General features: G+C 59.4%; 19 protein-coding genes. 12 read left to right on the top strand and 7 right to left on the bottom strand.

Annotated features, from left to right (window positions below):
* Positions 1-408: 408 nt before the first annotated feature.
* The gene (gene pntA / locus ACR6AS_RS05885) at positions 409-1,941 is read left to right on the top strand and encodes a Re/Si-specific NAD(P)(+) transhydrogenase subunit alpha (RefSeq protein WP_434161464.1); all 1,533 of its coding nucleotides are present in this window, start codon (positions 409-411) and stop codon (positions 1,939-1,941) included.
* A 3-nt stretch (positions 1,942-1,944) separates the two neighbouring features.
* Positions 1,945-3,333 (top strand): Re/Si-specific NAD(P)(+) transhydrogenase subunit beta, encoded by a 1,389-nt coding sequence (gene pntB / locus ACR6AS_RS05880; protein ID WP_111139509.1) that lies wholly within the window; start codon positions 1,945-1,947, stop codon positions 3,331-3,333.
* 46 nt (positions 3,334-3,379) lie between these two features.
* Here pntB and uspE read toward each other — a convergent pair whose 3' ends face one another.
* Positions 3,380-4,336, bottom strand: a complete 957-nt coding sequence (uspE, locus tag ACR6AS_RS05875) for a universal stress protein UspE (RefSeq protein ID WP_367395508.1) — start codon at positions 4,334-4,336, stop codon at positions 3,380-3,382.
* A gap of 116 nt (positions 4,337-4,452) precedes the next feature.
* Positions 4,453-5,205, bottom strand: a complete 753-nt coding sequence (fnr, locus tag ACR6AS_RS05870; protein WP_010244686.1) for a fumarate/nitrate reduction transcriptional regulator Fnr — start codon at positions 5,203-5,205, stop codon at positions 4,453-4,455.
* Positions 5,206-5,522: 317 nt separating this feature from the next.
* On the opposite strand from fnr, the gene smrA reads away from it, so the two are divergent.
* Positions 5,523-6,089, top strand: coding sequence for a DNA endonuclease SmrA (gene smrA / locus ACR6AS_RS05865; RefSeq protein ID WP_111141299.1), 567 nt, complete (start codon positions 5,523-5,525; stop codon positions 6,087-6,089).
* On the opposite strand, the gene ACR6AS_RS05860 is transcribed toward smrA, so the two are convergent.
* The gene (locus ACR6AS_RS05860) at positions 6,086-7,006 is read right to left on the bottom strand and encodes a LysR substrate-binding domain-containing protein (RefSeq protein WP_111141298.1); all 921 of its coding nucleotides are present in this window, start codon (positions 7,004-7,006) and stop codon (positions 6,086-6,088) included. The two genes, smrA and ACR6AS_RS05860, sit on opposite strands and share 4 nt — an antisense overlap.
* A 322-nt stretch (positions 7,007-7,328) precedes the next feature.
* Between ACR6AS_RS05860 and ACR6AS_RS05855 the strand changes: the two genes are divergently transcribed.
* The 4 genes from ACR6AS_RS05855 to ACR6AS_RS05840 all read left to right on the top strand — a co-directional run bounded on the left by ACR6AS_RS05855 (position 7,329) and on the right by ACR6AS_RS05840 (position 13,892).
* Positions 7,329-8,663 (top strand): MFS transporter, encoded by a 1,335-nt coding sequence (locus ACR6AS_RS05855; RefSeq protein ID WP_111141297.1) that lies wholly within the window; start codon positions 7,329-7,331, stop codon positions 8,661-8,663.
* Between the two features lie 67 nt (positions 8,664-8,730).
* Complete coding sequence (hglS, locus tag ACR6AS_RS05850) at positions 8,731-10,074, top strand: 2-oxoadipate dioxygenase/decarboxylase HglS (protein WP_434161461.1); 1,344 nt, start codon at positions 8,731-8,733, stop codon at positions 10,072-10,074.
* A 416-nt stretch (positions 10,075-10,490) separates the two neighbouring features.
* Complete coding sequence (locus ACR6AS_RS05845; protein WP_418802722.1) at positions 10,491-12,011, top strand: carboxylesterase/lipase family protein; 1,521 nt, start codon at positions 10,491-10,493, stop codon at positions 12,009-12,011.
* Positions 12,012-12,227: 216 nt separating this feature from the next.
* Positions 12,228-13,892, top strand: a complete 1,665-nt coding sequence (locus ACR6AS_RS05840; protein WP_434161459.1) for a methyl-accepting chemotaxis protein — start codon at positions 12,228-12,230, stop codon at positions 13,890-13,892.
* On the opposite strand, the gene ACR6AS_RS05835 is transcribed toward ACR6AS_RS05840, so the two are convergent.
* Positions 13,850-14,731 carry a LysR substrate-binding domain-containing protein gene (locus tag ACR6AS_RS05835; RefSeq protein WP_111141293.1) on the bottom strand — a complete coding sequence of 294 codons (882 nt, stop codon included), beginning with the start codon at positions 14,729-14,731 and terminating at the stop codon, positions 13,850-13,852. The genes ACR6AS_RS05840 and ACR6AS_RS05835 overlap by 43 nt on opposite strands.
* A 124-nt stretch (positions 14,732-14,855) precedes the next feature.
* Between ACR6AS_RS05835 and ACR6AS_RS05830 the strand changes: the two genes are divergently transcribed.
* Entirely contained in the window at positions 14,856-16,022 is a 1,167-nt protein-coding gene (locus ACR6AS_RS05830) for a methionine aminotransferase (RefSeq protein WP_367395505.1), read from the top strand.
* A gap of 64 nt (positions 16,023-16,086) precedes the next feature.
* Positions 16,087-16,863: a transporter substrate-binding domain-containing protein gene (locus ACR6AS_RS05825; protein ID WP_367395504.1), complete on the top strand. Its 777-nt coding sequence runs from the start codon at positions 16,087-16,089 to the stop codon at positions 16,861-16,863.
* Positions 16,864-16,898: 35 nt separating this feature from the next.
* On the opposite strand, the gene pepT is transcribed toward ACR6AS_RS05825, so the two are convergent.
* Positions 16,899-18,125, bottom strand: a complete 1,227-nt coding sequence (gene pepT, locus ACR6AS_RS05820; RefSeq protein WP_111141290.1) for a peptidase T — start codon at positions 18,123-18,125, stop codon at positions 16,899-16,901.
* A 127-nt stretch (positions 18,126-18,252) separates the two neighbouring features.
* On the opposite strand from pepT, the gene ACR6AS_RS05815 reads away from it, so the two are divergent.
* Positions 18,253-19,848 carry an ABC transporter substrate-binding protein gene (locus ACR6AS_RS05815; protein ID WP_434161457.1) on the top strand — a complete coding sequence of 532 codons (1,596 nt, stop codon included), beginning with the start codon at positions 18,253-18,255 and terminating at the stop codon, positions 19,846-19,848.
* Between the two features lie 159 nt (positions 19,849-20,007).
* Here ACR6AS_RS05815 and ACR6AS_RS05810 read toward each other — a convergent pair whose 3' ends face one another.
* Positions 20,008-20,922, bottom strand: coding sequence for a LysR family transcriptional regulator (locus ACR6AS_RS05810; RefSeq protein WP_111141288.1), 915 nt, complete (start codon positions 20,920-20,922; stop codon positions 20,008-20,010).
* A gap of 140 nt (positions 20,923-21,062) precedes the next feature.
* On the opposite strand from ACR6AS_RS05810, the gene ACR6AS_RS05805 reads away from it, so the two are divergent.
* Together ACR6AS_RS05805 and ACR6AS_RS05800 are read left to right on the top strand one after the other, a co-directional pair.
* The gene (locus ACR6AS_RS05805; RefSeq protein WP_293770120.1) at positions 21,063-22,484 is read left to right on the top strand and encodes a M20 family metallopeptidase; all 1,422 of its coding nucleotides are present in this window, start codon (positions 21,063-21,065) and stop codon (positions 22,482-22,484) included.
* Complete coding sequence (locus ACR6AS_RS05800) at positions 22,481-23,749, top strand: MFS transporter (protein ID WP_293770117.1); 1,269 nt, start codon at positions 22,481-22,483, stop codon at positions 23,747-23,749. The genes ACR6AS_RS05805 and ACR6AS_RS05800 overlap by 4 nt, the downstream gene beginning before the upstream one ends.
* Positions 23,750-23,948: 199 nt before the next feature.
* Here ACR6AS_RS05800 and aldA read toward each other — a convergent pair whose 3' ends face one another.
* Positions 23,949-25,385: an aldehyde dehydrogenase gene (gene aldA / locus ACR6AS_RS05795; RefSeq protein WP_111141285.1), complete on the bottom strand. Its 1,437-nt coding sequence runs from the start codon at positions 25,383-25,385 to the stop codon at positions 23,949-23,951.
* Positions 25,386-25,561 lie beyond the last annotated feature (176 nt).

The raw sequence follows: 25,561 nt of genomic DNA, 5'->3' as shown, positions 1-25,561 counted from the left end.
GTTATTCACTTACCGTTTTTTCATTTGATTGTCATCTGAGTGCGCTAAGGCCATTTCTGCCGGAATTAACCGGTAAAAGCGGTAACGATTAGCAGTTTTTTAGTTAATGCATTGTTAAATAAAGGTTTTTAATAACGCCTTGTCCGCCCGCAGGCCATCATCTCTGGCAGAAAATCTGCCTGCGATACGATTTTGTAGTGGGATAACGCCGGTTTTTGAGCGCAATACTGAATAATCAGGCGAATGTTACGACGCGGCCTGGCGACGGTAGATCGCCTGTCACATTTTCAGTAGGTTATAAACACTTTGAAACAGAGGCGTTGCGTTCGTCAGCCGGGTCAGCGATCCCGCTGCGCGGGCGCGGTGCCGATTCGGGCCATCATCCTTTAACCGATGAAAGGAAACACTATGTTAATTGGAATACCCAAGGAAAGGTTGCCAAACGAGTCGCGCGTGGCCGCCACGCCAAAGACCGTCGAACAACTGATCAGGCTGGGTTTCAGCGTCACGCTTGAGCATGACGCCGGTAAACGCGCCAGCTTCGATGATGAAAGCTATCTCGCCGCCGGTGCCACACTCAGCGACAGAGAGCAGGTCTGGCAGTCCGATATCGTGCTGAAGGTCAATGCGCCGGATGATGAAGAGATCGCACTGACCCGCGCGGGCAGCACGCTGGTCAGCTTTATCTGGCCCGCGCAGAATCCGGCCCTGCTGGAGAAGCTGGCTGCGCGTCAGGTCACGGTGATAGCGATGGATTCAGTGCCGCGTATCTCGCGGGCGCAGTCGCTGGATGCCCTGAGTTCCATGGCGAATATCGCCGGTTATCGCGCCATCGTCGAGGCGGCCCATGAGTTTGGCCGCTTCTTTACCGGCCAGATCACGGCGGCCGGTAAAGTGCCGCCGGCAAAAGTGATGGTCATCGGGGCCGGTGTGGCCGGTCTGGCTGCGATTGGCGCGGCGGGCAGCCTGGGGGCGATTGTCCGCGCATTCGACACCCGTCCGGAGGTCAAAGAGCAGGTGCAGAGTATGGGCGCCGAATTCCTCGAACTCGATTTTGAAGAGGAGGCGGGCAGCGGTGACGGTTATGCCAGAGTCATGTCGGAGGCCTTTATCCGGGCTGAGATGGCGCTGTTTGCCAGCCAGGCGAAAGAGGTGGATATTATCGTCACCACGGCGCTTATCCCCGGTAAACCAGCCCCGGAACTGATCACCGCAGAGATGGTCGCCAGCATGAAGCCGGGCAGTGTCATTGTGGATCTGGCCGCGCAGACCGGCGGCAACTGCGCGCTGACCGTCGCCGATCAGGTGACCGTGACCCCGAACGGCGTCAAGATCATCGGTTACACCGATCTGCCCAGCCGTCTGCCGACCCAGTCTTCCCAGCTCTACGGCACCAACCTGGTCAACCTGCTTAAGCTGCTGTGTAAAGAGAAGCCGGGCGAGGTTCATATCGATTTCGATGATGTGGTCGTGCGCGGTGTCACGGTGGTTCGTGAAGGCGAAATCACCTGGCCGGCTCCGCCCATTCAGGTCTCGGCCGCCCCTCAGACCAAAGCGGCAGCCGTGAAGCCCTCAGCGCCGGTTGAAACCCGGCCCGCGTCGCCGTGGCGCAACTCTCTGCTGATGGCGCTGGCCATTGTACTGTTTGGCTGGATGGCGAGCGTCGCGCCTGCGGAATTCCTCTCGCACTTCACCGTGTTCGCACTCGCCTGTGTGGTGGGCTACTACGTGGTCTGGAACGTCAGTCATGCACTCCATACGCCGCTGATGTCGGTGACCAATGCCATCTCCGGCATCATCGTTATCGGGGCGGTTTTACAGATGGGCCACGGTGGCTGGGTCACCTTTATCGCCTTTATTGCCGTGCTGATTGCCAGCATCAATATCTTTGGTGGCTTTACCGTCACCCAGCGCATGCTGAAAATGTTTCGTAAGGGGTAAACCATGTCTGGCGGATTAGTCACTGCAGCCTATATTGTGGCTGCAATTCTGTTCATCTGTAGTCTCGCGGGCCTCTCGCGTCATGAGACCTCTAAGCGCGGCAATATTTTCGGTATCAGTGGTATGGCGATTGCGCTGGTCGCCACCATCTTTGGCCCGGACAGCAGCCATGTCGTCTGGATCCTGCTGGCGATGGTGATCGGTGGCGCGATTGGTATTCGTCTGGCAAAAAAAGTTGAAATGACCGAAATGCCGGAGCTGGTGGCGATTCTGCACAGCTTTGTGGGTCTGGCTGCGGTACTGGTGGGCATCAACAGCTACATTGAGCACGCGCCCGGCCTGCCTGCCGTGATGGAAAATATCCACCTCAGCGAGGTCTTTATCGGGATCTTTATCGGTGCCGTCACCTTCACCGGCTCTCTGGTGGCCTTCGGCAAACTGTGTGGCAGGGTCTCCTCACGGCCGCTGGCACTGCCTCATCGTCATAAGCTGAATCTGCTGGCGCTGGTCGTCTCATTCCTGCTGCTGCTGTGGTTTGTGAATACCGGCAGCAGCGCAGCGCAGGTCTTTGCGCTGCTGCTGATGACGGTGATTGCGCTGGCGTTTGGCTGGCATCTGGTCGCCTCGATCGGTGGCGCGGATATGCCGGTCGTGGTCTCAATGCTCAACTCCTACTCGGGCTGGGCGGCCGCGGCGGCCGGTTTCATGCTCAGCAACGATCTGCTGATTGTGACAGGTGCGCTGGTCGGCTCATCCGGTGCCATCCTCTCCTATATCATGTGTAAAGCGATGAACCGCTCGTTTATCAGCGTGATCGCCGGTGGCTTTGGCACCGACGTGAGCAGCGGCGATGATACGCAGGAAGCGGGGGAGTATCGCGAGATTACCGCTGAAGAGACCGCCGGGATGCTCAAGGCGTCTGGTTCGGTGATTATCACGCCGGGATACGGCATGGCGGTGGCGCAGGCGCAGTATCCGGTGGCGGAAATCACCGCCCGGCTGCGGGCGCTGGGCATCAACGTGCGTTTTGGGATCCATCCGGTGGCAGGGCGTCTGCCGGGGCACATGAACGTACTGCTGGCCGAAGCGAAGGTGCCGTATGACGTGGTGCTGGAGATGGATGAGATCAACGATGACTTCAGCAACACCGACACCGTGCTGGTGATCGGCGCGAACGACACCGTCAACCCGGCCGCGCAGGACGACCCGCGCAGCCCGATTGCCGGTATGCCGGTGCTGGAAGTGTGGAAAGCGCAGAATGTGGTGGTGTTTAAACGCTCAATGAATACCGGCTATGCCGGGGTGCAGAACCCGCTCTTCTTCAAAGAGAACAGTCAGATGCTGTTTGGCGATGCCAAAGCCAGCGTGGAAGCGATTCTCAAAGCACTGTAATAAAAAAGGGCGGCTCACCGGCCGCCCGTTTTCTTATAAGGAGGCGTTAATCCTCCTCATCCTCTTCATCATCCAGATCAACAGGTGATTTGAAATCGTCGGGCTTCAGCGCCAGCAGATCGCAGCGCAGATGGTCGATGACCTGCTCCGCCGTATTACCCAGAAACGCCGCTGAAAGACCGGTGCGTCCGATGGTGCCGAGCACGACCACGCCCGCCCCCAGATGCGCCGCCAGGTCGGGGATCACCTCTTCCGGCAGGCCCTTCGCAACGTGGGTAAACTCTTCCCCGATAGAAAACTTCTGCCGCAGCGCCTTCATGGCCACCAGATGCTGGCCACGGATAGCGTCGTTGTAGACGCTGGGATCGAAATCGGGCAATTCAATCGCGATATTGATAGGGGTAATCGGATAGGCGCCGACCAGATGTACTTCGGTCTGATTCACCTTTCCCGCCAGCTTCACCGTTTCCCGAATCAGCTTCTGATTCAGGCTGTCATGATGGGGCTCTTCGCTGGCCAGGTTAACCGCGACAATCGCCTTGCCGCCTTCCGGCCACGGCTGGTCTTTCACCATCCAGACCGGGCAGGGGCATTTACGCAGCAGATGCCAGTCGGTCGGGGTAAAAATCACTGACTCCAGGCGGTCGTGCTGATGCGCCATTTTCAGTACCAGATCATGCTTATGGGCGAGCACTTCCTGGATAATGGCTTCATAAGGACGGTTGTGCCAGATCACTTTGATGTCGATATCGACGCCGGCATCCAGGTAGGCGTGAGCCTGTTCGCGTATCCATTCGGTACGCTGGCTGATTACGCCCTGGCGCATCGAGGCGCGTTCATCCGGTGAAAGCAGGGTGGTCATCTCATACGAGAAGTCATAAATAGGCAGGAATGCTTTAATTCTTCCGCCAATCCGCTGATTGAGATAAACCGCACGCCGCAGCGCAGGCTGATCGTCTTGCTGGGGATCGATGGCGACCAGAATATTTTGGTATTGAGACATGAGGCATTCTCCTTAAACCCGGGCGTTGGAATAAAGATAGCCTATGTTTCACAGCGGAAGAAGTGAAAAAGTTACTGCCGGATCAACAAAATAAGAATTATTGATCCGGCGGCGGATCAGGCGGCCTGATGGCTCTGACCGGCTAACTCTTCCAGCAGGGCGTGGTTTTCGATGGTGATATATTTGCCTTTCACTGCCAGCATGCCGGACTTCTGGAAACGCCCCAGCAGACGGCTGATGGTTTCGACCGTCAGGCCCAGATAATTACCGATGTCGCCACGGGTCATGGTGAGGCGGAACTCGCGCTGTGAGAAGCCACGCTGGCCAAAACGGCGCGAAAGATTCCAGATAAACGCCGCCAGACGCTCTTCGGCATTTTTCTTCGACAGCAGCAGGATCATATCCTGATCGCCTTTGATTTCGCCGCTCATCAGCCGCATCATCTGCTGACGCAGAGCCGGCATCTTGCCCGACAGGTCATCCAGCGTTTCAAACGGTATTTCACAGACCATGGCTGTTTCCAGCGCCTGCGCAAAGCTGGGGTGGCTGGAACCCATGATGGCGTCAAAGCCCACCAGGTCGCCCGCCAGGTGAAAACCGGTGATCTGCTCATCACCCTGTTCGGTAATGGTGTAGCTTTTAATGGTGCCTGAGCGAATCGCATAGAGAGACTTCAGTTCATCCCCGGCTTTAAAGAGCGTTTGCCCTTTCTGAATCGGTTTCTTACGCTCAATGATATTGTCGAGCTGATCCAGCTCATGTTCATTTAAGGTGAAGGGGATGCAGAGCTGACTGATGCTGCAATCCTGGCAGTGAATGGCACAACCGCCTGACTGAATACGACGAATGCTGCGTTTTTCAGGGATCATAATAGTTTGCTCGACGATTATTGACTGGGGTCAATTTTACCATTTTTTGCGCTCAAGGGAACTCATCCGAGCAGCTTTACACCCACAAAGATCAGGGGCGTATTGGCTGGCGCCGAAGCCCGCTGCAGCGGGCTTTCCTGGCACGCGCTCGGCGTCGCTGTCACGAAAACTTTCCGCTTTTGTGATCTGCTCCACGGTTCTGCCGCGCGAAATTTGGGCAAAACAGCGGGGTGGCCCGGTGATTGCAGATTTTGCTACGCTAACGTCATAAGCCTGATTTACCCGCTCCATCAATTTTAACCAGGTGTGAGAAAACCATGAACCTTGATGATAACGATCTCTTTCGGGATGCCATGGGTGATGTCACGCCGTTAAAGGACACCACGTCCACCTTATGGCTCAAATCGCCCTCCACGAAAGCGCCGCGTCATCCGCCCGGTGAGTCGGAACAGGAAAACTTCCTGACCCGGGGCTATCTGGAGATCGTGCCGCTCAATACGCCGCTGGAGTACAAGGCCGATGGCATTCAGCAGGGCATTCTGGATAAGCTGCGCAGAGGGGAATATGCGCTGGATGCGAGCCTGAACCTGCTGCGTCAGCCGGTGGAGGCCTGCCGCCAGGCGCTGTTTAATTTCATGATGCAGGCGCACAAGCAGGGATTGAGGAATCTGCTGATCATTCATGGCAAAGGCCGTGATGATGAGTCGCACGCTAATATCGTGCGCAGCTATCTGGCGCGCTGGTTACCGCAGTTTGATGACGTACAGACGTTCTGCGTGGCACAGACCCAGCACGGTGGTGGTGGCGCGCTCTACGTGGGCTTACGAAAAACCGATAAAGCGCGGCTGGAAAACCGCGAGCGGCATGCGAAACGCAGCCGCTAGCTGTGAAATTTGCGGATAGTCGACATTAAAACCTCGGCGCTCAGGCTCAGTTCTGCGCCGGTGCGGGTAATAATCCCGACCGGTTCACCCGGACCGGAAGAGTTGATCGGCAGGGCGCAGACGGCATTGTGGCTGAGGTCCTCTTTAATCGCGCCGGAAGGAACAAACCAGATATAGTCGTAGCGGAGCGCGAGCTGGCGCGCCAGCGAGGTCGATGAGGTTTCGATGCAGTGAGGCGGCAGGGAGCAGCCCTGTTCATCCAGCATCTGCTGCGCGATACGGCGCGGCGCGGTGCCTTCGGGTGAAATCACTACCGGCCACTGCATGGCGCGGGATAGAGTGACGTTGTCACTTAATAGCGGGTGTTCCGGCCTGACCACCAGTTTCAGGGACTCCAGAAACAGCAGTTCATAGGTGAGCCCGGTCATCATGTCGCTGTCGGCCATCCGGCCAATGCCGATATCAAACTCGCCCGCACGCAGGCCAGCCAGCAGGACGTTGTTATGCAGCGTCGCCACCTGGATGGTGGTGTTGGGCTGCAGCTGATGAAAACGGTCCAGGATACGCGGCAGCATACCCATCGCCGCCGTGGTCAGGGCGCCCAGCCGGATGATCACCGGGGCGTCACCGGGCTGTTCATTGAAACTCTGTCCGGCATGATTCAGGGCGTCGAGAACCCGGACGGCGTGAGTCAGAAACTGTTCGCCCATGGTCGTCAGCTGTGCGCCCAGCCGGCCACGCTCAAACAGACGCACGCCGGTCAGCTCTTCCAGCTCGTTCAGGGTTTTAGAGAGCGCAGGCTGGCTCAGGCTCAGCGTCTCTGCCGCCCGGCCCAGGGTACCCTGTTGCGCAACGGCAACAAAGGTATGCAGATGGCGCAAGCGAATGCGCTGATTGAAAAGGATATTTTTTTCCATAGGCTCAACTTAATGAGAATTGCTGTCTTCAGGCAACAGTTTAAAATGAATTCTGTTAACTTTGCTGCAAAATGATTTTAACAAACAGGGCGGCGACAGGCGGATTCGACGTTAACCTGCTGAAAGAAAACCGTTCATCTTAAAAATGCCTGAACGAAAGCACTCTCTGCCGGGCCGATATCAAGGACTTAGCGCGCTCAACCAGCATCATTCTCTCCTTTCTGCAAAAAAACTGACCGCTTAAGGTTAACGATCGGCTATCATTAGCGCCGTTTTTTTTACTTAAACTGATGTCGGATTCGTTACTCCCGGGGAGTGTTCATTGACCAGCGTCGAGGCGGTAGATGTCCGCCAGCTTATCAATCAGCAGGGGCTCAGCCGCTGGCAAAAGCGACTTATCGCACTCTGTTTTATCGTGGTGGCGCTCGATGGCATGGACATTGCGATTATGGGATTCATTGCGCCTGCGCTGAAAGCCGCGTGGGGCGTCTCCAACCATCAGCTCGGGCTGGTGATCAGCGCGGCGCTGATCGGGCTGGCGCTGGGAGCGATGGTGGCGGGGCCGCTGGCTGACCGCTATGGCCGTCGCCTGATGATCCTCTTCAGCGTCCTCTTTTTTGGACTCTGGACGCTGGCTACCGCGCTGTCGCAGAACATCGAGCAGATGATGCTGTTCCGTTTTCTGACCGGGCTGGGGCTGGGTGCCGCGATGCCCAACGTCGGCACGCTGGTGGCGGAGTATGCACCTGAGCGCCGCCGCGCCTTTATCATCACGGTGGTGTTCTGCGGCTTTACCTTCGGGGCCGCCAGCGGCGGTTTTGCTGCCTCCTGGCTGCTGCCGCGCTATGACTGGCACTCGGTGCTGCTGCTCGGCGGTATTCTGCCGCTGCTGGTGCTGCCGCTGCTGATCCGTGGCCTGCCGGAATCGGTGCGCTTTCTGATCAGCCGTGGCGCACCCGCAGCCCGCATTCACGCCATCCTCGACCGGATGATGCCGGGCAAAACCCCGCCTGACTGCGCGTTTCATGCCCCGGAAGCCACCTCGCCGGACAGCGGCGCGGTCGGCACCGTGCTCTCGCGCCGCTACCTGTTCGGCAGCACTATGCTGTGGGGCGGCTACTTTATGGGCCTGTTCCTGGTCTATCTGATTGGCAGCTGGTTGCCCTCGCTGGTCAACACACTGGGTATGTCGGTCACTGAAGCCGCCATTGTCACCGCGATGTATCAGGCTGGCGGAACCCTGGGCTCGCTGTTTGCAGGCTGGCTGATGGACCGGTTCAACGCTAACCTGGCGCTGGCTGCCATCTATGGCTGCGGCGGGCTGTTTATCGTGGCGCTTGGCTTCTCCCCGGCGGAAGCTGGCATAATGAGCGCCATCGCCTTTTGCAGCGGCTTCTGCTTCAACGGGGCCAATACCGGCATGAACGCCTTATCCGCCAGCTACTATCCGACGCATGCCCGCGCCACCGGCTCAAGCTGGATGCATGGCGTGGGGCGCGTCGGCGCGATCCTCAGCGCCTTTGTGGGAGCCGAAATGCTCTCTCTGGGCTGGTCGTTCAGCGTTATCTTCCTGCTGCTGGCGATACCGGCTGTGATCACCAGCCTGATGCTGCTGTTAAAAAATCGCTTCGGCTTTAAGCCGATCACAGATTCGTGATTTTTTCCGCTGTCGCCAGCGCGTTGCATTACAGTAGCAGCAACGCTCACGGTGTCAGGTGGATAAGATGGACAAGTTTCTCAGTGCGGATGCGATCCGCACCCGTTTTTCTCAGGCGATGTCTGCGATGTATCAGCAGGAGGTGCCGCAGTACGGCACGCTGATGCAGCTGGTCGCGACCGTTAACGATCGCGCGCTGGAAGCCGACAGCGCGCTCAGGGATCGTCTTGCGGCGGCGGATGAGATTGACCGGCTCAGCATTGAACGCCACGGTGCCATCCGCGTGGGCACGGCGGCTGAACTCGCCACGCTGCGGCAGCTGTTTGCGGTGATGGGCATGTATCCGGTCGGTTATTACGATCTCTCGCAGGCGGGCGTGCCGGTGCACTCGACCGCGTTCCGGCCGGTGGATGATGCGGCGCTGCGGCGCAATCCTTTCCGGGTTTTTACCTCGCTGCTGCGCCCGGAACTGATCGACGATGAGCCGCTGCGTGAAAAGGCCGCAGAGATCCTCGCGGCGCGCGACATCTTCACCCCCCGTTGCCGGGCGCTGCTGGAGCTCCATGCGCAGCAGGGCGGGCTGACCGAAGAGCAGGCCGGTGAGTTTGTCACCGAAGCGCTGGAAACCTTCCGCTGGCATGCGCACAGCAGCGTTGACAGCCAGACCTATCAGGCGCTGAACCAGCAGCATCGGCTGATCGCCGATGTCGTCTGTTTTCCCGGCTGCCACATCAACCATCTCACGCCACGCACGCTGGACATCGACCGCGTACAGCAGCTGATGCCGTCGCGCGGCATCGATCCCAAAACCCTCATTGAAGGCCCGCCGCGTCGTCAGGTGCCGATCCTGCTGCGGCAGACCAGCTTTAAAGCGCTGGAGGAGCCGATCATCTTCCGCGATGGTCATCAGGGCACCCACACGGCCCGCTTCGGGGAGATAGAGCAGCGCGGCGTGGCGCTGACGCCACAGGGACGCGCGCTCTACGATCGACTCCTCAGCGAGGCGGGCAGCGGCCAGGATAATCAGCAGCATCAGCAGCATCTGGCGGAGATTTTCCGTGACTTTCCTGACGACGAAACGACGCTGCGTCAGCAGGGGCTGGCCTGGTTCCGCTATCGCCTGAGTGAAAAGGGCATGGCGATGCCGCCCGCCCAGGGTGAGTCGCTGGAAACGCTGATCGCAGCCGGGCGCATAGTGGCCGAACCGCAGACCTACGAAGATTTTCTGCCCGTCAGCGCCGCGGGCATTTTCCAGTCCAATCTGGGCGATCGGGCGCAGATCCGTTCCGCGGGTCAGGCGAGCCGCCAGACGTTCGAGACGGCGCTGGGGTGTGCCGTGCTGGATGAGATGGCGTTGTATGAAGCGCGTCAGCAGCGGTCGCTGGCCCAGTGTGGATTACGCCCTGCCTGAGATGTTTACCGGGCAACAATTCCGTTGCCCGGCAGCTTCCCGCAGCCTCCGTTTCCCTGGCTGGCCCTGAAACCGGAAAAAAAGAGGACAAATCGCCTGCCCGCCGGGAACATTAAAACGTGTTAACCGATCGCGCAGATTCCTCTGCGTGACCATCCTGAATCGTTAAAAAGATAACGGCTTAGCGGCGGGGCATCACACTGCTCAGGCGGTTCGTGTAGCACCTCCGCCATCGACCCGGCCAGAAAATGATAACCCGTGCTTAACTCATCGCCTCAACAGATGCGCGTGATCGGTTGACGATTGTGTTCATGCCTGCCCCTTACGCTTCGGTATATTCTGCAAATCCCCTCCGCGCATGGACAATGCTGGCGGGCCTGCAAATAATGGAGGAACGTCTGAACAGGGAAACAGGAATGAAAAACGAAACAGGTCTGAGGATCATGACGGCTGAGGGTGAGTTACGTGGATGCAGGGACGATGACCTTTTCGTATTCAAAGGCATACCTTATGCAGCCCCCCCGGAGGGCGCACTGCGCTGGCGTCCGCCACAGCCGGTCACGCCCTGGCAGGGTGTGCGTGATGCCACCGCATTCAGCGCCTCCTGCTGGCAGAACCGGACTTACTGTGAGGCCGTCGGCGGAGGCGATCCCGGTGAATTCAGCGAAGATGCGCTCTACCTGAATGTCTGGACGCCCGATGTCGAGCCATCCAGACCGCTGCCGGTAATGGTGTGGCTGCACGGCGGCGGGTTTACTATCGGCGCGGGCGGACTGGCCCCCTACAGCGGCAAGCCGCTGGCGTCACGCGGTGCGGTGGTGGTGACGCTCAACTATCGGCTGGGCCACCTGGGGTTCTTCTCACATCCCGCGCTGGATGCGGAATATCCGGCGGGCGGCACGGTGAACAATTTTGGTCTGCTGGACCAGATAGCCGCGCTGCAGTGGGTGCAACGCAACATTCCGTCTTTTGGCGGCGACCGTCGCAACGTCACGCTTTTTGGCGAATCGTCCGGTGCCCGCAGTGTGCTGTCACTCTGCTGTTCTCCGCTGGCGGAAGGACTGTTCCATAAAGGTATTGTGCAGAGCGCCTACAGCCTGCCGGACACGCCGCTGAAAAAAGCGCGTCAGCAGGGTGTGGCGGTAGCCCGTCATCTCGGCCTGCCGCCGGATTCCAGCGCGGCTGATCTGCGTGCGCTGCCAGCCGATGCTTTCTGGCCGCTGGAGGGGGCGCTGTCGATCCCGCCCGTGCCTATCGCCGGGGATGCCGTGCTGCCCGAACCGATGCTGCGCACCTTTCTGACGGCAAAACAGCATCGTCTGCCGCTGATGGCGGGCAGCAACAGCGATGAAGCCAGCGTGCTGGACTATTTCGGCGTGGATGCCACCGCCGTGCTGCAGCAGTTACGCGATAAAAACCGTCTTCTCTACCGGACGCTGAAATGGATGTACGACATCCATGACGATCGGTTACTGGGTCGCGCCGTGGCACGCGACATGGCGTTCAGCCTTATGCCGTGGCTGGTCATGCGGGCGCAGCATCAGGTGGGAATGCCGGGCTGGCGCTACTGGTTTGATTACGTCTCAGAACATGCCCGCGACCTCTATCTGCACGGCACCTGGCACGGCAATGAAGTGCCCTATGCGTTGAATACGCTGAGCCAGATGACCCGAACCGGCGACGGGCGACCCTTCAGCGAGGGCGATCAAGCCTTTGCCGGACGGGTCAGTGAATACTGGCTTAACTTTGCCCGCGACGCGACAGAATACAAGCATCAGCTGGCAGGGGAGATCATCTGGCCGGCATGGCATCCCGGTGAAGACGTGACAATGTCACTGGGGGAGGGAGGCGAGAACAGCATCGCGCTGAAAAGGAACTTTATGCGCGCCCGTATGCGGTTGTTCCGGTTATTCATGAGTCGTATGGTGAAGCTTTGAGTACAGGCAGATGATTAGCCTGCTAACCATGAAATCGCATGAATGAAATTTTTCTACTTTAAAAAGCTTAATATGATGAATTGATGCGTTTTTTATCCGCGAGCCCGATACCGACGCTGAAAAATTTCAGGTAACAAAACAGTTACATTTTGACATTCCTGTGCCGATAAATCGTTATGCCCGACGATTACGGGTCAACATGCATAGGATTTTGGTATGGGAATGCTCAAAAATTTTACCATTCGCGCAGTGATGCTCTCCATTCTGGGACTGTTTTGTCTGCTCTGGAGCGGCGTCGGCCTTTATAGCATCCACTCGCTAGGCGCGCTCAGCGAAGGCAACGATGTTGACCGCCATCTGGTTGAACAAATGACGGTGCTGAGCAAAGGCAACGATCAATATTTTCGCGTGATAACTCGTCTTTCCCGCGTGATGGAAAGCAAAGCTGCAGGTAAGGCGCTGACGGATGAGGCGTATGCACCGGTGCAGCAGGCGCTGGACAGCATGACGCAGCAGCTGGCGCGCTTCAAACAGCTGGCCCCCGGCCCGATGAACCCGGACGTCGTGGATGGCGTGATTCAGAGCTGGCAGAAGCTGCTGGATGATGGCGTAACGCCGCAACTGCAGCTGGCGCGTCAGGGTACAGCGGAGGCTTATCGCGAGCAGGCGAATAACGGCACCCCGCCGCTGAGTCGCGCTTTTGGCGTCAGCGCCGAGAAATTTAATCAGGCCGCCGCCGAAAAGCTGGACGCTACCCGGGTGGAGGTCGACCGCCTCACTGCGATGACCAAAACCATCATCACCATCACGGTGGTTATCGGCCTGCTGATTCTGCTGTTTACCGACCGCTATCTGGTTGCCATGCTGGTGCGTCCGCTGGAGACCATCCGTAACCACTTCGCCGTCATCGCCACAGGCGATCTCAGCCAGCCGGTCAACGAGTTCGGCCGTAACTGCGTGGGTAAACTGGTTCCGCTGCTGAGTGCGATGCAGGACAGCCTGCGGGAAGCGGTCAGCGCCATCCGCAGCGGCACCGAGAATATCTCGCGCGGTGCGGCGGAGATCTCGGCCGGTAACAATGATCTCTCATCGCGTACCGAAGAGCAGGCCGCCGCACTGGAGCAGACGGCGGCCAGCATGGAGCAGTTAACCGCCACGGTGAAATTTAACGCGGATAACGCCCGTCAGGCCAGCCTGCTGGCGGAAACCGCCACCACCACCGCCCAGCGCGGCGGCCAGCTGGTCAGCGAAGTCGTCAGCACGATGGATGGCATCTCCGGCAGCTCGAAAAAGATCGCGGAGATCACCAACGTCATCAACGGTATCGCGTTCCAGACCAATATCCTGGCGCTGAACGCCGCCGTCGAAGCGGCCCGCGCCGGAGAGCAGGGGCGTGGGTTTGCGGTGGTCGCGTCGGAAGTGCGTAATCTGGCCCAGCGCAGCGCCAATGCGGCTAAAGAGATCGCGACCCTGATCGAAGAGTCCGTTCAGCGCGTGGACAAAGGTGCCGAGCTGGTCAGCACCACCGGTGGCACCATGAACAACATCCTGAAGTCGGTGCAGGATGTGGATGCGATCATGAAGCAGATCGCGTCCGCGTCAGAAGAGCAGAGCAAGGGGATCTCTCAGGTCGGTACGGCGGTGACCGAAATGGACAGCGTGACCCAGCAGAACGCCTCGCTGGTCGAAGAGGTTTCAGCGGCTGCCAGCGCGCTGGCCCTGCAGACGGAAGCGCTGCAGGCCTCGGTCGCGAAGTTCCGCCTCTCTGCCGACAGTCACCGTGCACCAGGGGCGAGCGGTAAACCGGCCGCACCGAAGGCGCCCGTGCTGAGTGCGGCTCAGGCTAAACCGGTTGATAACGGCGACTGGGTTACCTTCTGATCCCGGCATAGCCACGCCACCAGTTCCGTCAGGAACGGTGGCGCATCCCGTTCGGGCCGCTGCAGCAGGCTGTAGACGGCCCCCGTCTTTACCTCGCCAGCGAAGGGTGTAATCAGCCTGCCGCTGGCAATATCACTCTCCACCAGATTGCTGTCCGCAATGGCCACCCCAAATCCCTGAATCGCCGCGCTTATCGCCAGGTCCATCGTGGAAAAATGCTGGTTCCGCCTCATCACCGGCGTTACCGCCTGCGCCTGCAGCCAGCACAGCCAGTCGCGCGTGTCAGCGGTCGGATGCAGAAAGGTCATCGCCTCCAGGGCGGCGGGCGAGGCGGGCAAGGGGAGATTCGCCGCCATCACCGGCGTCAGTGACTCCCGGAACAGGGTAATGCCTTCAGGATGCGGCCTGCCATAGACGATCGCGGCATCAAAGTTCTCCAGCTGCGAGGCATGATCCAGGGTGGTGGTCAGCGCCACATGCAGCTCCGGGCGCTGATGCTCCAGCGCCATCAGCCGGGGCACCAGCCAGCGCATCGCGCAGGTCGGTGCTTTCAGGCGGATGCTGCTCTGGGTGCGGCGGATCTTTTCGCTGGCCTGCACCATCTGTTCAAACCCGGCGCGCAGATCAGGCAGCAGGGCGGCACCCTGCGGGGTCAGCCGCAGTCCGCGCGCGTGGCGGTCAAACAGCGTGACCCCGAGCCACTGCTCCAGCGAGGCAATTTTGCGGCTCACCGCGCCCTGGGTCAGGCAGAGTTCCCGTGCGGCATGCGTCAGATTAAGATGCCGGGCGGTCACCAGAAACGCGTGGATGGCATTCAGCGGCAGCGATGTACGGGACACAGTGAACCTCAGCTATGCATATTTGTCATGGCTATTATGACGACATTTCGCTTGCCGACTCAAGCCACACCTCGTTGAATAACGGTTCAGCCCATCTGATCGGTTCTTCCCTGACGGAGAGTGTATGTCCCTGAAAACGCCTGTTGCGATCCACCCCAAACTGCCGGATGTCGGCACCACTATTTTCAGCGTGATTGGTCAGCTGTCGGCCCGGCATCAGGCGATTAACCTGTCGCAGGGCGCACCCAATTTTCCCTGCGACCCGGCGCTGGTCGGGGCCGTCAGCCAGGCGATGCAGACGGGACACAATCAGTATGCGGCCATGATGGGGCTGCCGGCCTTACGCGAAGCGCTCGCCAGCAAAGTGCAGACGCTCTACGGGCAGACCTATGATGCGGGCAGTGAAGTGCTGATTACCGGCAGCGCCAGCCAGGGACTCTATATGGCCATTACCGCCCTGGTGCATCAGGGCGATGAGGTGATCTTCTTTGAACCCGCGTTTGACAGCTATGCGCCGGTGGTGCGCCTGCAGGGCGGCAGGCCGATTGGCCTGAAGCTGCAGGTGCCCTCCTTTGCCATTGACTGGGAGCAGCTGCGGGCGGCGATCACCCCGCGTACCCGGATGATCATCATCAACACGCCGCACAACCCCAGCGCGCAGGTACTGACCCCGGAAGACCTCAATCAGCTGGCCGCGCTGATCCGCAATACCGACATCGTAGTGCTCTCGGATGAGGTGTATGAGCATATTCTGTTCGATGGCCGTCCGCATTGCGGGATGGCGACACATCCGGAGCTGGCCGCGCGCAGCGTCATCGTTTCCTCATTCGGCAAAACCTTTCACGTCACCGGCTGGCGGGTCGGCTACTGTCTGGCCCCGGCGGAGCTGATGACCGAACTGGTCAAGGTGCATCAGTTTATGATGTACGCCGCCGATACGCCGATGCAGGTGGGATTTGCTCACTATCTGCAAAACCCGCAGAACTATCTGTCGCTCAACGCCTTCTATCAGCAGAAGCGCGATCGGCTGACGGCACTGATGCAGCATTCGCCATTCCGGCTGCTGCCGAGCGCCGGTTCGTTCTTTATGCTCGCCAGCTATGGACATTTCAGTGACGAACCCGACAGTGAAATGGTAAAACGTCTTATCGTCGATCACGGCGTGGCGACCATTCCGCTGTCGGCGTTTTATATGGATGGCACAGACAATAAACTGATTCGTCTCTCTTTTGCCAAAGACGAGGCGACACTTGAGGCGGGCGCGGCTGCGCTCAGTGCTTTTTCCCACTGAACGGCGCTTCCGCGCAGGGCAGACCGGGAAACAGATAACCAGGACTTTTCGGGGTAAACAGAGAATGAAGAAACTGAACGCGCTTTTTCTCGCGCTGGGGATGATGAGCTCCGTGCAGGCACTGGGACAGGATTTACGGTACGGTGTGGAGTCGCAATATCCGCCGTTTGAAAGCCGCAACGCCAAAGGCGAGCTGGAGGGCTTTGATATCGAGCTGGGCAATGCCATCTGTAAGGCGGGCAACTTCTCCTGCCACTGGGTGGAAAGCAGTTTTGATGCGCTGATCCCGGCGCTGCAGGCGAAGAAGTTTGACGCGATCAACTCGGCGATGAACATCACCGAAGCGCGCGCAAAAAGTATCGCCTTCACGCAGCCGATCTACCGCATTCCGACCATGCTGGTGGCGAAAAAGGGTGAAAATCTGGCGCCGACGGCAGAGAGCCTGCGTGGCAAGAACATCGGCGTATTGCAGGGATCGATTCAGGAAACCTACGCGAAGAAGCACTGGGAGAGCCAGGGCGTGACGGTCACCTCCTATCAGGATCAGAATCAGGTCTACAACGACATGGTCGCGGGCCGCCTCGATGGGACGCTGGTGATGTCCGCAGCCGGTCAGTCCGGCTTCCTGGATAAACCGCAGGGTAAAGGCTTTGGCTTTGCGGGCAAACCGGTTGAGGATGACGCGATTCTGGGTTCAGGCATCGGTTACGGCCTGCGTAAGGATGATGCGCAGCTGAAGCAGTCGCTGGATGCAGCCATCGCCAAAGTCCAGAGCGACGGCACGATCAAAAAACTGGCGGAAAAATATTTCCCTGGTATCGACGTGAGCGCGAAACCCTGATGCTCACCGGGCGCGTATTGCGCCCGGTTTTTTCCTCAGCCCGCCGCCAGATGGCAGAGCTTCTCTGCAACCTGGTAGGACTTCACAAACGACGTCAGCGGCAGAAATTCGAAGCGTGAATGGAAGTTGTGCGCGCCGGTAAAGAAGTTCGGCGTCAGCAGGCCCTTCGCAGAGAGGGCTGCACCGTCCGTGCCACCGCGCATCGGGATCACTTTGGGTTCAATCTCCAGGGCGGCAAAGGCGCTGAAGATGAGATCAATGGCCCGGCGATCCTCGCCCAGCGCATTGCTGATGTTGCTGTAAATGTCGCTGAGCGTGATGCTGACGTCGCCGGCAGGATAGCGCGCTGCAATGGTCTCTGCGGCCTGACGGAGCTGCTGCTTGCGAGCGTCAAAACGGCTCAGGTCGAAGTCGCGAATCGAGGCTTTAAGCGTGGCCTGGCTGGCGTTGGCCTGCATCTCGTTGAACCAGATATAGCCCTCGCGGCCCTCGGTGTGCTCCGGCGTCTCCAGCCGGTCGAACAGGCTGATGTAGTCGTGAGCCATCAGCAGCGGATTCACCAGCACCCCTTTGCCCGACATCGGATGCGCGGGCACGCCGGTAAAGACAATTTCTGCGGCGGCACCATTGAAGTTTTCATACACCACCTCGCCCAGTTCGCAGCAGTCGATGGTCCACGCAAAATCGACGTTAAATCGCGTCTCCAGGTCCAGCGCTTTCGCGCCGCGCAGGCCAATCTCCTCGTCCGGCACAAAGGCGACTACGATGTCGCCGTGGTCACCCTGCAGGTTCTCCATCAGCGTCATCACTACCGTAACGGCGGCTTTGTTGTCTGCACCCAGCACGCTGGTTCCGTCGCTGAAAATCACCTGCTGGCCGACGTAGGGCGCGATCTCCGGATGTTCATCATGGCGCAGCCAGATCTGCTGCTCTGCATTCAGGCAGAGGTCGTCGCCCTGCCAGGTCAGGATCTGCGGATGAATATCGGGCGACAGACCGACATCGACCGTGTCGATATGGGTGATAAACCCGATACGCGGGGCGTCGGGCCGGTTGCCGCGTTTCACCGCCGTCACCGTAGCGTGCTCATCGATCTCCACCGCATCCAGCCCCAGCGCACGCAGCTCGTCGGCCAGCAGGGCCGCCATCGTGTGCTGGCCCGGCGTACTCGGCAGCGAGGTGGCTTTCGCATCGCTCTGACTGCTGACGGCGAGGTAACGGAAAAAACGTCGGGTGAGTTGCGACTCAAGTTTGTCTGTCATCACTATTCCTTATTAGTCAGCCACGCGCAGGGTTCGCTATGGTGCCGAATCGTGCTATCAATGAAGCATCTGAATGATTCATTTAGATATTGTGATCACCGGAAGTCAATACAAAGCGAGGATGATAATGAAAATCAGGATAGCCACCTTAGCGCTTGTTACGGCTGGAATCGCGCTGGCAGGCAGCGTCAACGCTAAAACGCTGGTCTACTGTTCGGAGGGATCGCCGGAGAACTTTAACCCTCAGCTCTATACCTCGGGAACCAGCGTCGACGCCAGCGCAGTGCCGGTTTTTAACCGTCTGGTCGACTTCACGCCAGGCACCACCGATCTGGTACCGAGCCTGGCGGAAAGCTGGGAGATCAGCCCGGATGGCACCGTCTACACCTTCCATCTGCGTAAAAACGTGAAGTTTCAGAGCAACAAACAGTTCCGCCCCAGCCGCGACTTCAACGCCGACGATGTGATCTTCTCGTTTATGCGCCAGATGGACCCGAAAAATCCCTATCACGCTGTCTCTGGTGGCACCTACTCTAACTTCGAAAGTCTGGAACTAACCACCCTGATCAAAAGCATCGACCGGGTGGATGATCATACGGTGCGCTTTACGCTTTCCCATCCTGAAGCGCCGTTCCTGGCCGATCTGGCCTGGTATTTCGCCTCGATTCACTCAGCCGAATATGCCGATGCCATGCTGAAAGCGGGGACGCCGGAAAAGGTCGATATGAACCCGATCGGCACCGGCCCGTTTGAACTGGTGCAGTACCAGAAAGATTCCCGCATCCTCTACAAAGCCTTCCCGGACTACTGGCAGGGCAAGGCGAAGCTCGACCGGCTGGTGTTCAGCATCACGCCGGACGCCTCAGTGCGCTATGCCAAACTGGAGAAGAACGAGTGTCAGGTGATGCCATTCCCCAATCCGGCCGATCTGGAGAAAATGCGCGCCAACCCTGACTTTCGTCTGGAGCAGAAAGCGGGGCTGAACACCGGCTTCCTGGCGTTTAACACCACCAAAGCGCCAACCGACAACGTTAAAGTCCGCCAGGCGCTGGCGATGGCGATCAACAAGCCGGCGATCATCGAGGCGATTTTTAAAGGCACCGGCACGGTGGCGAAAAACATCCTGCCACCGGGGGTCTGGAGCGCCGCCAAAGATCTGAAAGATTACGACTACGATCCGGAGCAGGCGAAAGCCCTGTTGCAGCAGGCTGGCGTAAAACCCGGCACCGAAATTGCGCTCTGGGCGATGCCGGTGCAGCGGCCCTATAACCCGAATGCCCGCCGGATGGCGGAGATGATTCAGGCGGACTGGGCCAACGTTGGCATCAAAGCCACTATCGTCAGCTATGAGTGGGGCGAATACCTGAAGCGGGTGCGCAGCGGCGAGCATCAGGCGGCGCTGATGGGCTGGACAACGGCCACCGGTGATCCCGATAACTTCTTTGGCCCGCTTTACAGTTGCACCTCCGCGCAGGGCGGATCGAACTCCTCAAAATGGTGCTATCAGCCGTTTGAGACGTTAATCACCGAGGCGCGCGCCGAACCGGATCAGGCCAGACGCACCGCACTCTACCTGCAGGCGCAGCAGATCATGCATGACCAGATGCCCGCGGTGATGATCGCGCACTCCACCATCTTCGAACCGGTTCGAAAATCGGTCAGCGGCTATCAGGTCGACCCGTTCGGCAAGCACATCTTCTATCAGGTTGATATCAAACAGTAAGCAACGGAAACCCACTTTCGGGTGGGTCTCTGCCTGTTCACGCAGGTCAGGGGTGACCTGGCCGAATGCCACAGGGGACAGGCTCAGGACAACGTTCCATGCCCCTGAGCCAGCTCCATCCTCCCGCTTTCCACCATCAGCCCGGTTATCTGCGGCGCCTTATCCCATCCTGACCTGTTCATCCATCTCCGTCAGCCGCTGCTGCAGAAACTGCAGGAACAGCGTCAGCGCCGCATTGCGCTGGCGACCCGATACCGTCTGCAGCTGCAGCGTGCGCTGACTTAGCTGATCTACGCCCATCGACTGCAGCACCAGATTCTGCGTTTCCCGCTCAAACAGCAGGGTGAATGCGCTGCAGATGGTGACGGCCTGCGGCGTGTGCAGCAGAAAGTGGTAAAGGGCGGCGAAATAGTCGCAGGTCAGCACCGGCTCGACCACGCAGTCGTTCATCTGGCAGGAGAGGTCAAACAGCTGCCGCACCGTAGTGTGCTGGCCCGGCAGCGCCAGCGGCCAGCGGTGGAGGTCGGCCAGCGTCACCTGACGGGACGCCAGCGGATGTGACTGATGCATCGCCAGTAACACCGGCGCAGGCCATGAGCCGAGCACCTCAACGCTGCGCTCCGGCTGCAGGCTGAACTGCAGCGCCACATCGCACTCGCCCGCCCGGACGCACGCCGCCACGCCCTGAGCGTGCGTCACGTTCAGCGCAAACAACGCGCCCGGATAACGCTGCCGGAATTCGGCCAGCAGGCCGGGCAGCAGGCTGAACGCCATGCCATCGGTGCAGGCAATGCGGATCAGACTACGCCGTACCGCTTTCAGCCCTTTGATTTCCGCCAGCGCATACGCCATATCACGCTGACTTTTGCGAACGTGATGCGCAAAAAGCTCTCCCGCCTCGGTCAGCACCATGCCGCGAGCATGACGCCGGAACAGCGGGGCACCGACCTGCGCCTCCAGGCGCTGAATCTGACGGCTGATGGCCGACACCGCAACAAAGAGTTGCTCGCTGGCGGCGCTCAGAGAGCCGCATTCAGTGACCGCCAGAAAGTAGCGGATCTCGTTGCTTAACATCGTGCCTCCGGCTGAACGCCTCATTACAGGGCAGGGATGCTTTGCTTAAAAAGCAAAGCAGACTCGATAAATTGATAATTGTGGCAAAGGAGGAAGTTTGTCAAAGATAAAGCACGATAAAAAAAACAGGAAGGGCAAACATGACCGAGCAACAGGCCGTCGATCAGGCCATGCACTATTTCGACACCGGGGCGTTCCGGCAGCTGCTGGCACGCCGGATAGCCTGCGTCACCGAAAGTCAGCACGCCAGCCGAAAGGCGGCGCTGACGCACTATCTGGAGCAGGAGATCGGGCCGCAGCTGGCGGCGATGGGCTTCACGCTGCATCCGTTTGAGAATCCGCAGCCCGGCAGCCCGCCGTTTCTGATTGCCACCCGCATCGAAGATCCCGCTAAGCCCACGCTGCTCTGCTACGGCCACGGCGACGTCGTGTTCGGTGACGATGAGAACTGGCGCGAAGGATTATCACCCTGGCAGCTTACCGAAGAGGGCGATCGGCTCTACGGCCGTGGCAGCGCGGACAACAAAGGTCAGCACTGCATCAATTTTGCGGCGCTGGAGCAGGTGTGGCAGGCGCGCGGCGGCACGCTGGGCTTTAACTGCAAAATTCTGTTTGAAATGGGCGAAGAGATCAGTTCGCCAGGGCTGGCGGCCATCTGCCAGCAGCAGCAGGCGCTGCTGAAGGCGGATCTCTTTATCGCCTCTGACGGCCCGCGACTCAACGCGCTGCGGCCAACGCTGTTTCTGGGGTCACGCGGGGCGGCCAACTTCCGGCTGACGATTCGGGCGCGTGACAACGCCTATCACTCCGGCAACTGGGGTGGACTGCTAAGTAATCCCGGCACCCAGCTGGCAAACGCGCTGGCCTGCCTGGTGAACGCGCAGGGCGTATTGCAGGTTGCCGCGCTGAAGCCGGACTCTCTGACCGACGCGGTGCGCGCCATCCTGCGCGATATCGAACCCGGCGGGATGCCGGGCGATCCGGCGCTGGCCAGAGGCTGGGGCGAACCGGGACTGACGGCGGCCGAGCGTCTCTATGGCTGGAACACCCTGGAGGTGCTGGCCTTCGAAACCGGTAATCCGGCCCGGCCGATGAATGCGATTCCCGGCAGCGCCACGGCGGTGTGTCAGCTGCGTTTTGTGGTCGGCACCGACTGGCAGAACCTGGTGCAGCACGTTGAACAGCATCTGCGGCAGCATGGGTTCGACAACGTCAGCGTGGAGTTTATGCGCGGCTCACCGGCCACCCGGCTCGATCCGCAGGATCCACTGGTGGCCTGGGCGCTGGATATTCTGGCCCGCAGCAGCGGTAAGAAACCGGCGCTGTTGCCGAATCTGGGCGGCTCACTTCCCAACGAGGTCTTCGCTGATATCCTCGGCCTGCCGACGCTCTGGGTGCCGCACTCCTATCCGGCCTGCGGTCAGCACGGGGTGAATGAACATCTGCTTACCGGGATCGCCCGCGAGGGACTGGCGATCATGACCCGGCTGTTCTGGCAACTGGGTGAAGAGGGCGAAACGCTGATAACGCGCCACCAGCAGTGGCGGAGGGAGGCGCGATGAACAGTCAGATGCAAGCCGCTTCACCGGTAAAACCGCACCTGCACAAAACCCTGTTCGCGACCTGTATCGGCAATGCGCTGGAGTGGTTCGACATTGCGGTGTACGGTTTTTTCGCCAGCTACATCGCGCACGTCTTCTTTCCGGTCAGCGATCCCTCGGTGTCGCTGCTGCTGACCTTTGGCAGCTTTGGCATCTCCTTTCTCATTCGTCCGCTGGGGGCGATTGTACTGGGCAACTATGCCGATCGCTATGGCCGCAAAAAGGCGCTGCTGCTGTCCATTAACCTGATGATGCTGGGCGGGGCAATCATTACCTTTATGCCGGGTTACGCCACCCTGGGTCTGGCGGCTCCGCTGCTGATTCTGCTGGCGCGACTGATTCAAGGCTTTTCAGCCGGTGGCGAGTTTGGCAGCTCCACCGCCTTTCTGGTGGAACACTTCCCGGAGCGGAAAGCCTTTATTGCCAGCTGGCAGTTTGCGACCCAGGGAGCCAGCACCCTGATGGCATCCGCTTTCGGGCTGGGGCTGACCCACTGGCTGAGCGAAAGCGAGATTCAGGCGTGGGGCTGGCGCATCCCGTTTGCTTTCGGACTGCTGATTGGACCTCTGGGGATCTACATTCGTCGTCATGTTCAGGAGCCAGCCAGCTTTGCCACCCAGGAAAAGGAAGCCGCGCCGCTGAAGACGCTGTTTGGCCAGCAGAAGGCGTTAATAACCCTGGCGATTGGCGTGATGGTCATCTCGACCGCCGTGAACTATATGCTTAATTATATCCCGACCTACGCCACCCGGACGCTGCACCTGCCGGGGTCGGTGGCCTTCACCGCAACGCTGGTGGCGGGGATTATCCTGACCGTGGTGACGCCGCTGATGGGATTATGGGCGGAGCGGATCGGTCGGTTGCCACTGATGTGGGGATCGCTGCTGTTACTGATGATCACCATCTATCCCGCCTTCCGGGGCATGGTCAGTCATACCACACCCACCACGCTTATCCTGCTGGTGGCCTGGATGGCGCTGCTGAAGTCGGTCTACTTCTCCACGGTGCCCTCGGTGATGGCCGATCTCTTTCCGGCGACCACCCGCGCCAGCGGCATGGCGATCAGCTACAACGTGGCCGTAACGGTCTTTGGCGGCTTTGCGCCGCTGATCTGCAGTATGCTGATTACCGCGACCGGCAGCAGCCTGGCGCCAGGCTACTACCTGATGGCGGTGGCGGTACTGAGCGGCCTCGCGCTGCTGCGCTGCCGTCAGCGAATGGCCTGACCGCGCCCGGAACCGCCTGGCGCATACCTGCACAGGCGGTCTGGTCGTAAAGCCACCATACTTTGCTGCGATTGCGCACCGCATTTCATGGGGCGCAATCGCCTGTTGCGCGGTGGCAGGCGTCTGAAAATGCCGGCGGTTTCGCTACACGTTAAGCCGGTATGCGGCTGACGGGGTCAGCGTGAAATCACGCCTGCGCTTACCTGAACTGCAGATAGGCAACATGGGTCTGCAGATACTCCTCCAGGCCATGTTTTCCATCCGCACCGCCAACCCCCGATTTCCGCCATCCGGCATGAAAGCCCTGCATCGCCTCGAAGTTTTCGCGGTTTACATAGGTTTCACCGAATTTCAGCTTTTGCAGCGCGATCATCGTGGTATTGAGATCCCGCGTGTAGATTGAGGAGGTCAGCCCATATTCGCAGTCGTTAGCCAGAGCAATCGCCTCCTCCAGGGTGGTGAATTTCATGACCGGCAGGACCGGGCCAAAGATCTCCTCCTGCATGATGGCCATCTCCTGGCGTACGTCGGTCAGTAACGTAGGCTCAAAGAAGAAACCTCTCTCTCCGGCACGTCGGCCGCCCACGACCACTTTTGCGCCGTCAGCGACCGCCTCCGCCACTTTCTGCTCCACCCGATCCCGTGCGGCAGCCGTAATCAGCGGCCCCATATCGATATCGCTGCGTTCAGCCGGGTCGCCAAAGGAGACCTGCTGAAACGCCGTGGTCAGCGCCTGAATAAAGCGGTCGTAAATGCCCGCCTGCACATAGACGCGCTCTGCGCAGTTACAGACCTGACCACTGTTGATCATCCGCGAAGCGGTAATCGCCCGCACCGCCAGTTCGGGATCGGCATCATCCATCACGATGGCGGGGGCCTTGCCGCCCAGCTCCAGCGAAACTTTAGTGACATTTTTCGCGGCAGCCTGCATGGTTGCGATACCCGCGCCGACGCTGCCGGTCAGACTCACCAGCCCGACGCCAGGGTTAGCCGCCAGCTCCTGTCCCACTTCCGGCCCCAGCCCATAGACCATATTGATGACACCCGCGGGCAGTCCAAGCCTGTGGATGATCCCGGCAAACAGCGCGGCGTTATTGGGTGTCAGCTCGCTGGGCTTAATCACGATGGTGTTGCCGGTAATCAGGGCCGGTGCCGCTTTGCGGGCGATCAGGAAGAAGGGGAAGTTCCACGGCAGAATCCCGGTGGTGACGCCGATGGCCTTTTTAAAAAGGAAGATGTTCTCGTTGGGGCGATCGCTGTTGATGATCTCGCCCTCATAGCGCCGCGCCCACTCTGCCATATAGTCCAGATAGTCGGCGGTGAACAGCACTTCGGTCTTCGCGAGGCTCTGTGTTTTTCCCCCTTCCGCGATGATGGTGGCGGTAAGTTCCGGTTCGGCCTCGCGTATGGCGCTGGCAATCTTATGCAGCCAGCTGCCACGCTCGATCGCGGGCAGCGCTTCCCAGCCTGGCTGCGCAGCGGCGGCGGCGCGGATGGCGCGGCTGGCATCCTCACGACTGCCCTGAGGAATGCGTGACAGCAGTGCCTCGGTAGCCGGATTCGTCACCTCGATCCACTGGTCACCCTGATGAGCGACAAATTCGCCATTAATATAATGTTGATGATGAGTAGTCATTTGTTGGCCTCTTCGCTATCGATATGTTGCAGTAATGTGATAGCAGGGTGAGGCAGATTGGCCGGAACGACCTTTTGCTGGTTGCCAGCCACCGGGGGCGTCTGGCAGCCAGTCGCAAAACCCGGTGAGTTCTGCGGCAAAATCGCCAATCTGTTATAGATTTAAAGAAGTGAAAC

Source organism: Pantoea phosphatilytica, assembly GCF_051025615.1.
In the GTDB taxonomy this organism is placed as follows: Bacteria; Pseudomonadota; Gammaproteobacteria; order Enterobacterales; family Enterobacteriaceae; genus Pantoea.
Note: the sequence above shows the minus strand (reverse complement) of the source record. Positions and strands in the feature narration are given on the sequence as shown.

Excerpts from the sequence above, each read along its gene's own strand:
- pntA (WP_434161464.1), top strand. The coding sequence starts at position 409 with ATGTTAATTGGAATACCCAAGGAAAGGTTGCCAAACGAGTCGCGCGTG.
- pntB (WP_111139509.1), top strand. The coding sequence starts at position 1,945 with ATGTCTGGCGGATTAGTCACTGCAGCCTATATTGTGGCTGCAATTCTG.
- uspE (WP_367395508.1), bottom strand. The coding sequence starts at position 4,336 with ATGTCTCAATACCAAAATATTCTGGTCGCCATCGATCCCCAGCAAGAC.
- fnr (WP_010244686.1), bottom strand. The coding sequence starts at position 5,205 with ATGATCCCTGAAAAACGCAGCATTCGTCGTATTCAGTCAGGCGGTTGT.
- smrA (WP_111141299.1), top strand. The coding sequence starts at position 5,523 with ATGAACCTTGATGATAACGATCTCTTTCGGGATGCCATGGGTGATGTC.
- ACR6AS_RS05860 (WP_111141298.1), bottom strand. The coding sequence starts at position 7,006 with ATGGAAAAAAATATCCTTTTCAATCAGCGCATTCGCTTGCGCCATCTG.
- hglS (WP_434161461.1), top strand. The coding sequence starts at position 8,731 with ATGGACAAGTTTCTCAGTGCGGATGCGATCCGCACCCGTTTTTCTCAG.
- ACR6AS_RS05845 (WP_418802722.1), top strand. The coding sequence starts at position 10,491 with ATGAAAAACGAAACAGGTCTGAGGATCATGACGGCTGAGGGTGAGTTA.
- ACR6AS_RS05840 (WP_434161459.1), top strand. The coding sequence starts at position 12,228 with ATGGGAATGCTCAAAAATTTTACCATTCGCGCAGTGATGCTCTCCATT.
- ACR6AS_RS05830 (WP_367395505.1), top strand. The coding sequence starts at position 14,856 with ATGTCCCTGAAAACGCCTGTTGCGATCCACCCCAAACTGCCGGATGTC.
- ACR6AS_RS05825 (WP_367395504.1), top strand. The coding sequence starts at position 16,087 with ATGAAGAAACTGAACGCGCTTTTTCTCGCGCTGGGGATGATGAGCTCC.
- pepT (WP_111141290.1), bottom strand. The coding sequence starts at position 18,125 with ATGACAGACAAACTTGAGTCGCAACTCACCCGACGTTTTTTCCGTTAC.
- ACR6AS_RS05815 (WP_434161457.1), top strand. The coding sequence starts at position 18,253 with ATGAAAATCAGGATAGCCACCTTAGCGCTTGTTACGGCTGGAATCGCG.
- ACR6AS_RS05810 (WP_111141288.1), bottom strand. The coding sequence starts at position 20,922 with ATGTTAAGCAACGAGATCCGCTACTTTCTGGCGGTCACTGAATGCGGC.
- ACR6AS_RS05805 (WP_293770120.1), top strand. The coding sequence starts at position 21,063 with ATGACCGAGCAACAGGCCGTCGATCAGGCCATGCACTATTTCGACACC.
- ACR6AS_RS05800 (WP_293770117.1), top strand. The coding sequence starts at position 22,481 with ATGAACAGTCAGATGCAAGCCGCTTCACCGGTAAAACCGCACCTGCAC.
- aldA (WP_111141285.1), bottom strand. The coding sequence starts at position 25,385 with ATGACTACTCATCATCAACATTATATTAATGGCGAATTTGTCGCTCAT.